Below are 6,686 nucleotides of genomic sequence, written 5' to 3'. Positions count from 1 at the left end.
ATATACCAGATCGCGTCGGATTTTCGTTCGTCATCAAGGCGCGACAACAGGCGCATAGTCGAACTATGTCACTGTTGTCGCAACACAGAGGACGGACGACAAAGACAAGCAGGATGGTATGTCATTTGACAGAAATCGCCTTATACCGACACCTCTCCCGTCGCCTTGCCCGCGGTTCGTGACCCGAAAAGCACGTCGTAGGCACCCAGCAGCCTCGGGACCTCGTACTGCCACTCCAGTTCCTCCTCGACGCGCCGCCGCCCGAACCGTCCCATCCGGGCCCGCTTCTCGGGATCATCCACGAGTTCGACGATCTTCCGGGCAAAGTCGTCCTCGTCGTTCCGGTTCGCGTACAGGGATGCCTCCTGTGCGGAAAACCGGCCCTCGGTCAGGTCAAACTGTACGATCGGTTTGCCCAGCGCCATGTACTCCATGATCTTGTTCATGGTGGACTTGTCGTTCATATCGTTGGCCACGTCCGGATTGACGCAGACATCCGCCGTATTGAGCATCTCGAGCAGATCCTGGTCCGGGACACGGCCCGTGAAGGTCACGTACTCCTCGACTCCCTGTTCCCGCGCGTAAGTCTTCAACTCATCGAGCTCGGTGCCACCACCGACCAGGCCGAACTGGATATCGTCTCTACCCAAATCGACGACGATATGGCGAATCGAGCGGAGCAGGTAGTCGATACCTTCCTGCTGTCCCATCACCCCCACGTATCCGACGAGGTACTTCCTGCCGTTTCTGAGCGCGGGTACCGGATCGATGAGCCTGAGCCGATCGAGATTGGGGCCGCTGCGTACGACAAAGACGCGATCCGGATCCATGCCGCCACGCTCGATGGCAATTCTTCGGTAGGACTCGTTGGTGGCGATGGACACGTCGGCGGTACGAAACGTCCATCGTTCGAAGGCCACCATCAGCTTGTAGAAAAAGTCGCGCCGTCCGAACTTCGCCTCGTAAAGTTCCGGATTGATATCGTGATGATCGAACAGATAGCGCTTGCGAAACAGCTTGAAGAACAGCCCGATGAGAAAAATGTTGTCCGGCGGGTTACAGGCGTGTATTGCATCGAAGCCATGCTTGAAAAACACCTTCCAGGCGAGTACGGACTCCCAGAACAACGCCGTGGAATATTCCAGTGCGTAACCGACCGCACCGCTGCCCTCGAAGGGCAGCGGGTGTCGGTAGATATTGATGCCGTCGATGACTTCACTGGATGCCCTGTAATCCTTGCCCTTCGGGCAGATCACCGATACCTCGTAACCGGCCTGCTTCAGCGTCGTCGCTTCCTGCCAGACCCTTCGGTCGAAGGGTACCGGCAGGTTCTCGACGATGAACAGTACGCGCCGGGGCCTACCAGCAGATGCCATCGTAGCGCTCGCCAGATCTCAGGGAATCGTCGATCCGAACGAGGTCAATGACCGCCTGTTTGCCCGCAACACGACCCGGGACATCCCGGAACTCGGGATCTCCGTTGCCGATGACGATGGAATCGGCACCTTCGACCGCCTTGTCGAGTGAATCCACCATCAGGCGTGAGATATGCGGAATCTTGTTCAGGATGAAGTCCTTGTTGGCGCCAGTCAGTGCCGCCATTCTGACGTTTCGGTCGTAGATGCTGAGTTCGTAGCCCTTGCCCAGCAGCCGTTCGATGAGCTCGACAATTGGGCTCTCCCGAAGGTCGTCGGTGCCGGCCTTGAAGCTCATTCCCAGGATGGCAACCTTCTTGCCTTCCTGGCGCATGACCATCTGGATGCCCTTGTCGACCTGACGTTCGTTGCTGGGCAGGATCCCCTGAAGGATCGGCAGATCCAGGTCCATACTCTTCGCCTTGTAGGTCAGGGCCCTGACGTCCTTGGGCAGACAGGAACCGCCGAAAGCGAATCCGGGCTTGAGATAGTAAGGTGACAGATTCAGCTTGGTATCCTGGCAGAAGATGTCCATGACCTTGTGACCATCGATCCCCAGGGGCTTACAGATGTTGCCGATCTCGTTTGCAAAACCGACCTTGAGCGCGTGCCATACGTTGTCGACGTACTTGACCATCTCAGCGGTCTCCACGCTGGTCCGGATCAGTGGGGCGTCGAGGTTCTTGTAGAGCTCCGCCAGTTTGTCACCAGCAGCGGGATCGGTTTCGCCGATAACGGTCTTGGGCGGATGATAGTAGTCGTAGACTGCGGTCCCCTCGCGCAGGAACTCCGGATTGTTGCAGACCCCGAAGTCCTTGCCTGCGGTCTTGCCGGAACTTCCCTCCAGTGTGGGGATCACCAGATCCCGCATCGTACCCGGCAGCATGGTGCTGCGGAGCACGACGGTGTGAAACTCCGATTTATCGCGAATCGCCGCGCCGATTTCCTCGCAAACAAGTCGCACATATCTCAGATCCAGGCTGCCGTTGTAGTTGCTGGGCGTTCCGACACAGACCAGCGAGATATCGGTTTCGTTGACCGCCTCGCGGGAATCGGTTGTGGCGCTCAACCTTCCCTGTTCCGCGGATGCCTGGATGATTTTCCCGATGTCCTTCTCGATGATCGGCGTCTTCCCCGAGTTGATCAGCTTCACCTTCGTAGTGTTCGGGTCCACACCGATCACCCGGTGTCCGTCGTTAGCCAGACAACCCGCCGACACGGCGCCCACATACCCCAGTCCAAATACGCTAATTTTCATCTCGACCCTCAAGTTTGGATGGAATCCCGCAATCGGCATGGGTCACGTCACCGTGACACCATCCGGATCAATATCTGGTTCAAAAGCGAAGACAAGTGGGAAATCCGATTTCGCCGAAGGTGCGAAGTACACCCCGAGATTCAGGCTACCGAGGGCAACCGGAACCACTCACACCCGATAACGTCAGTGCGAAAGCGAGAACCGAAGCGCGCGGATCATGTCCGCCTCGGCCGCCTCGGTCACAATCCGTTCGCCGGTAACTCATCGGGCAGACGTTCCAACCCGCCCCTGAAAAGCGCAGTCCCTCCGAGGCGGGGACAGCACCCCGCATTTTCGATGCTCTCGGAATCAGCGCGAAACTTCTAGTCGTCTGGGAACTCCAGCTCGATTGTGCTCCCCAGGCGGGTTGTGCCCTTGATCTTCGATTTCCATACGACGGTAAAGGCAGGCGCTTTGACATCAAATCGACGCGATACCCAGCCACCCGGAGGAGAATCGCTTTGACTCAGCAGGAGACACTCCACGTCCTTCTCCTGCGGTGTGAAAGTAGCCCGTACGCCGGCATTTTCCACAAGGATGGTGGAACCGCGGGTACTGATGCGACACTGCTCCCCGAAATGCCAGACCCGCTCGGCCGTATGCCGGTCCTTGCAAGTGAGCCTGTCCTCGACGCGGACACGATTGTCCGTCTTGTCGAGCCACATATCACGGTAGTGAATCACAGAATCGGTCAATTGTTTGTAACCGTCGTGTAAGCCTCGAAATATGTCGCGTTTCTCTCCCGGCTCCCACTTCCGGCACGCCGCACTGGCGTGTTTGACCCACATGAAGTTTCCGCCGATGACCGACTGGTTCTTGCCGTCCACCACGACCGTATTGTGTGCAGCCGTCCCCCGGAAATAGTTTCTCCAGCGTGGCAGCGTGTGATAGGAATAGGTGCCAGGATCGACCAGGATCTCCTTTCCCGCGACCGACATCGTGAAGGCAAGGGCGTCGGCATGACCGTGCGCCGCGATGCTGAGATAGCCAAGCTCTCCGGAGTCAATGATGATCCGGATCTCCCGGTCGGTTTCGAAATTCGATCCCATCACGTAATAGCCGCCGTCGGGAAACGCCCTGCGGACCGGCAACGGCTCGTCACTGCGTGAAAGCGAATCGTACCTGCCCTGTGCCTTCTCACCCAGCAGCCATCGCGTCTTGTCGTCCAGCTCGCCGGCCTTCATCTTGAATTCGGGTCGGTTGAACAACACCGCGCCCGTGGCCAGCAGCGAACGATAGGGACAGAACCCGGGGTCCTTGGAAAGCTGGACGACGTATCCATCGTCCGCGTCTCCGATCATGGGCACGTTCCCGGATACGTCCATGATCGAGGCGATGAAATCCATCATCAACTCGATCCTGCGCCAGTACTCGCGGGGAAATTCTACGCCACGCGCCTCGCCGGCGAATGCGGATACCAGCAGAAAATCCAGCACGAACTGTTGATAGGAAACCGCCTGCTCACGATTCACGCCATCCGGACCGTTCTGGGCAACGGCCTCCCTGGTGAGGATTTCAAAGGCCGTATCCCGCCAGGCGTCCATCTCGTCCCAGAAAGGCCACGTGCATGCGGCAACAAACAACCCCGCAGCCTCACCAATCAGATGATTGTTCGCGGACGAGTACTTCGAGAAACGACTGGAGATGAAATCCGCATGCTGGTAAATCGACTTCAACCAGCGGGACTGGAATTGCCTCCCCTCGCTGCCCTCGAAAAGGACCGACGAGGATCCACCGATCAGCTGCCATGTCACCGACCAGTTGATCAACCGAATCCCGAGTTCCAGGGAGTTGGACCAGTTCGGTCCCTTGAGATACGGACACTGATCCAGCCAGGATTCCAATAGCTCCCGCAGTCCGACCAGGTACTCGTTCGATCCCGTCAAATGCCAGGCCTGCGCCAGACGCACCATCTGGTAGTGCCGGTTCAGCTCCCAGAGGTACTTGATGTTCCCGACCAGCCTCTCATCGCGGTAGTCGAGACTCAGACCAAAGGTCAGTGGCGCGGAGGTCCCCGTCAACGGGTCCGTATTCCAAGACGGCTGCGATCCGACGTTGCACGCATCGATGGCGAACAATCGCATCTTGCCGTCCATGATCGAGCCGGCTTCCGACAGGTAGCCGTCGGTGTTAAAATACTGCCCCGGGGAAAGCCAGTGGTCCTGGCGCTCAGGAATCACCGGCTGTTTGGTGCCCTGAGCGCACTTCATGCAAATCTGCCGAAACTTGCTCTGCAAGTTGCTCCTGACACGGTAGAGCACCTCGCCCGGCGACATCATCCTGAGACGGTTCAGGTACCAGTCGATCTGTTGCATTCATCCTCCCTTACCGACACGCCCAGGCAACGCAGGCGCACCTGCGCGATCCACCAAACCGCGGGATATTATCTTTCTTCTTTAATCTTTCTTCTTAATCTTTCTTCGCGGTGTAACGCGCAACCACGTCGGGCCATGTCTGTTTGGGACTGACCCGATCTTCCGGGTCCTTGAGTCTGCTTCCGCGAGAAATGATTCCCGATCGGACGAATACCGCTGTACCACGGTTTTGTCCACCAGGGTCCCGCGTTCGAATCAGGCGGATTTCCCTTCCGCGTTCGTGCGTTCCTGCTCGGCAATCTGCTCCCTGATCTCGTCCATGTTCAGGGCCTTCGCCTTACCGAGGATGTCTTCGAGCTGCGCGGGAGACAGCATACCCGGCTGGGAGAAGAGGAGAATCTGCTCGCGCAGTAACATCAGGGTGGGGATCGAACGAATCTGGTAGGCCGCCGCGAGTTCACGCTCGGCCTCGGTATCCACCTTGCCGAAGACCACGTCGGTGTGATTCTCGGAAACCGCCTCGAAGATCGGAGCGAAACTCTTGCAGGGCCCGCACCATTCCGCCCAGAAATCAATGATCACGATGGTATTGTTTTCTATATGTTCGTTGAAATTGTCTTTGGTAAACTGAACAATTGCCACGAGCGCCTCCAACGGTCACCTTAAAATTCAACCCATTAGCCGTTAAACACTACGGGAACGGCAGGAGAATTACAATTGGATTCGTCATTCCGGCGCGTCGTGAGCCTTCTGTCGCGATCCGCGGCCAGACAGGCCGTCCAGCATCGGCATAAGACCATATCTTGCTGATTATGTTGTAGATTTTAAGCGACTCTCGGGGAGGAGAGCCGGATACCGTATCGCCGGCCGTGGCATGCCGTGGCATTCAACGGGCTACCGGCCGGGCACTTCCCCCCATCGCGAGGACAACCCGTGCGGGACGCCGACCTGATCGAGCACCCTCGCCACCACGAAGTCGACCAGATCGGACACCGTCTCCGGGTGAAGGTAGAATCCCGGATTCGCCGGCAGGATGACGGCCCCCAGGCGAGCCAGTCCGAGCATATGCTCGAGATGAATCGCGGAGAACGGTGTCTCCCGGACCACGAGTACCAGTCGGCGCCCCTCCTTCAGCACCACATCGGCGGCCCGCTCCAGGAGGCTCCGGCTGACCCCCGTGGCGATCGCCGCCAGCGTGCCAGTGGTGCAGGGACAGACAATCATCGCATCCGGGGCCGAGGAGCCGCTAGCCACCGGCGCGGTCCATTCATCCTGTCCAAAAACCCTGAGTTGACCCCCGGTGGCGCCGAATTGCTCACCCAGGAGTCGCTGTATTCCCGCCGGTCGTCCAGGGAGGTCGATGTCGGTCTCGGTGCCAAGGACGATCTGCCCGGGTCTGGAGATCATCAGATACACCTGCACGCGCGCCCCGAGCAAACACTCGAGCAGACGGATCGCGTAGGCGGCGCCCGAGGCGCCCGTGATGGCGACAGAGATGGTTTTCTCGAATCGATTCATGCCGACACCAAGCCCACAGGCCTTAGGCGATTTCTGTCAAATGACATACCACCCTGCTTGTCTTTTCGTCCGTCCTCTGTGTTGCGACAACCGTTGCATAGTTCGACTATGCGCCAGTTGTCGCGCCTGGATGACGAACGA

Annotated in this window: 5 protein-coding genes; all 5 read right to left on the bottom strand. The window is 58.4% G+C overall.

Annotated elements, in window-relative coordinates:
• Positions 1-140 precede the first annotated feature (140 nt).
• Positions 141-1,376: a glycosyltransferase family 4 protein gene (locus LJE91_08805; GenBank protein ID MCG6868808.1), complete on the bottom strand. Its 1,236-nt coding sequence runs from the start codon at positions 1,374-1,376 to the stop codon at positions 141-143.
• The gene (locus tag LJE91_08800) at positions 1,360-2,673 is read right to left on the bottom strand and encodes a nucleotide sugar dehydrogenase (GenBank protein MCG6868807.1); all 1,314 of its coding nucleotides are present in this window, start codon (positions 2,671-2,673) and stop codon (positions 1,360-1,362) included. The genes LJE91_08805 and LJE91_08800 overlap by 17 nt, the downstream gene beginning before the upstream one ends.
• A gap of 362 nt (positions 2,674-3,035) precedes the next feature.
• Positions 3,036-5,027 (bottom strand): heparinase II/III family protein, encoded by a 1,992-nt coding sequence (locus tag LJE91_08795; GenBank protein MCG6868806.1) that lies wholly within the window; start codon positions 5,025-5,027, stop codon positions 3,036-3,038.
• A gap of 255 nt (positions 5,028-5,282) precedes the next feature.
• The gene (gene trxA, locus LJE91_08790; GenBank protein ID MCG6868805.1) at positions 5,283-5,669 is read right to left on the bottom strand and encodes a thioredoxin; all 387 of its coding nucleotides are present in this window, start codon (positions 5,667-5,669) and stop codon (positions 5,283-5,285) included.
• Positions 5,670-5,921: 252 nt separating this feature from the next.
• A complete protein-coding gene (locus LJE91_08785) occupies positions 5,922-6,545 on the bottom strand; it encodes a UbiX family flavin prenyltransferase (protein MCG6868804.1) in 624 nt (207 codons plus the stop codon).
• Positions 6,546-6,686 lie beyond the last annotated feature (141 nt).

Source organism: Gammaproteobacteria bacterium, from assembly GCA_022340215.1.
GTDB lineage: Bacteria > Pseudomonadota > Gammaproteobacteria > JAJDOJ01 > JAJDOJ01 > JAJDOJ01.
The sequence above is the reverse complement of the archived record's forward strand: the minus strand, read 5'-3'. Positions and strand labels throughout refer to the sequence as shown.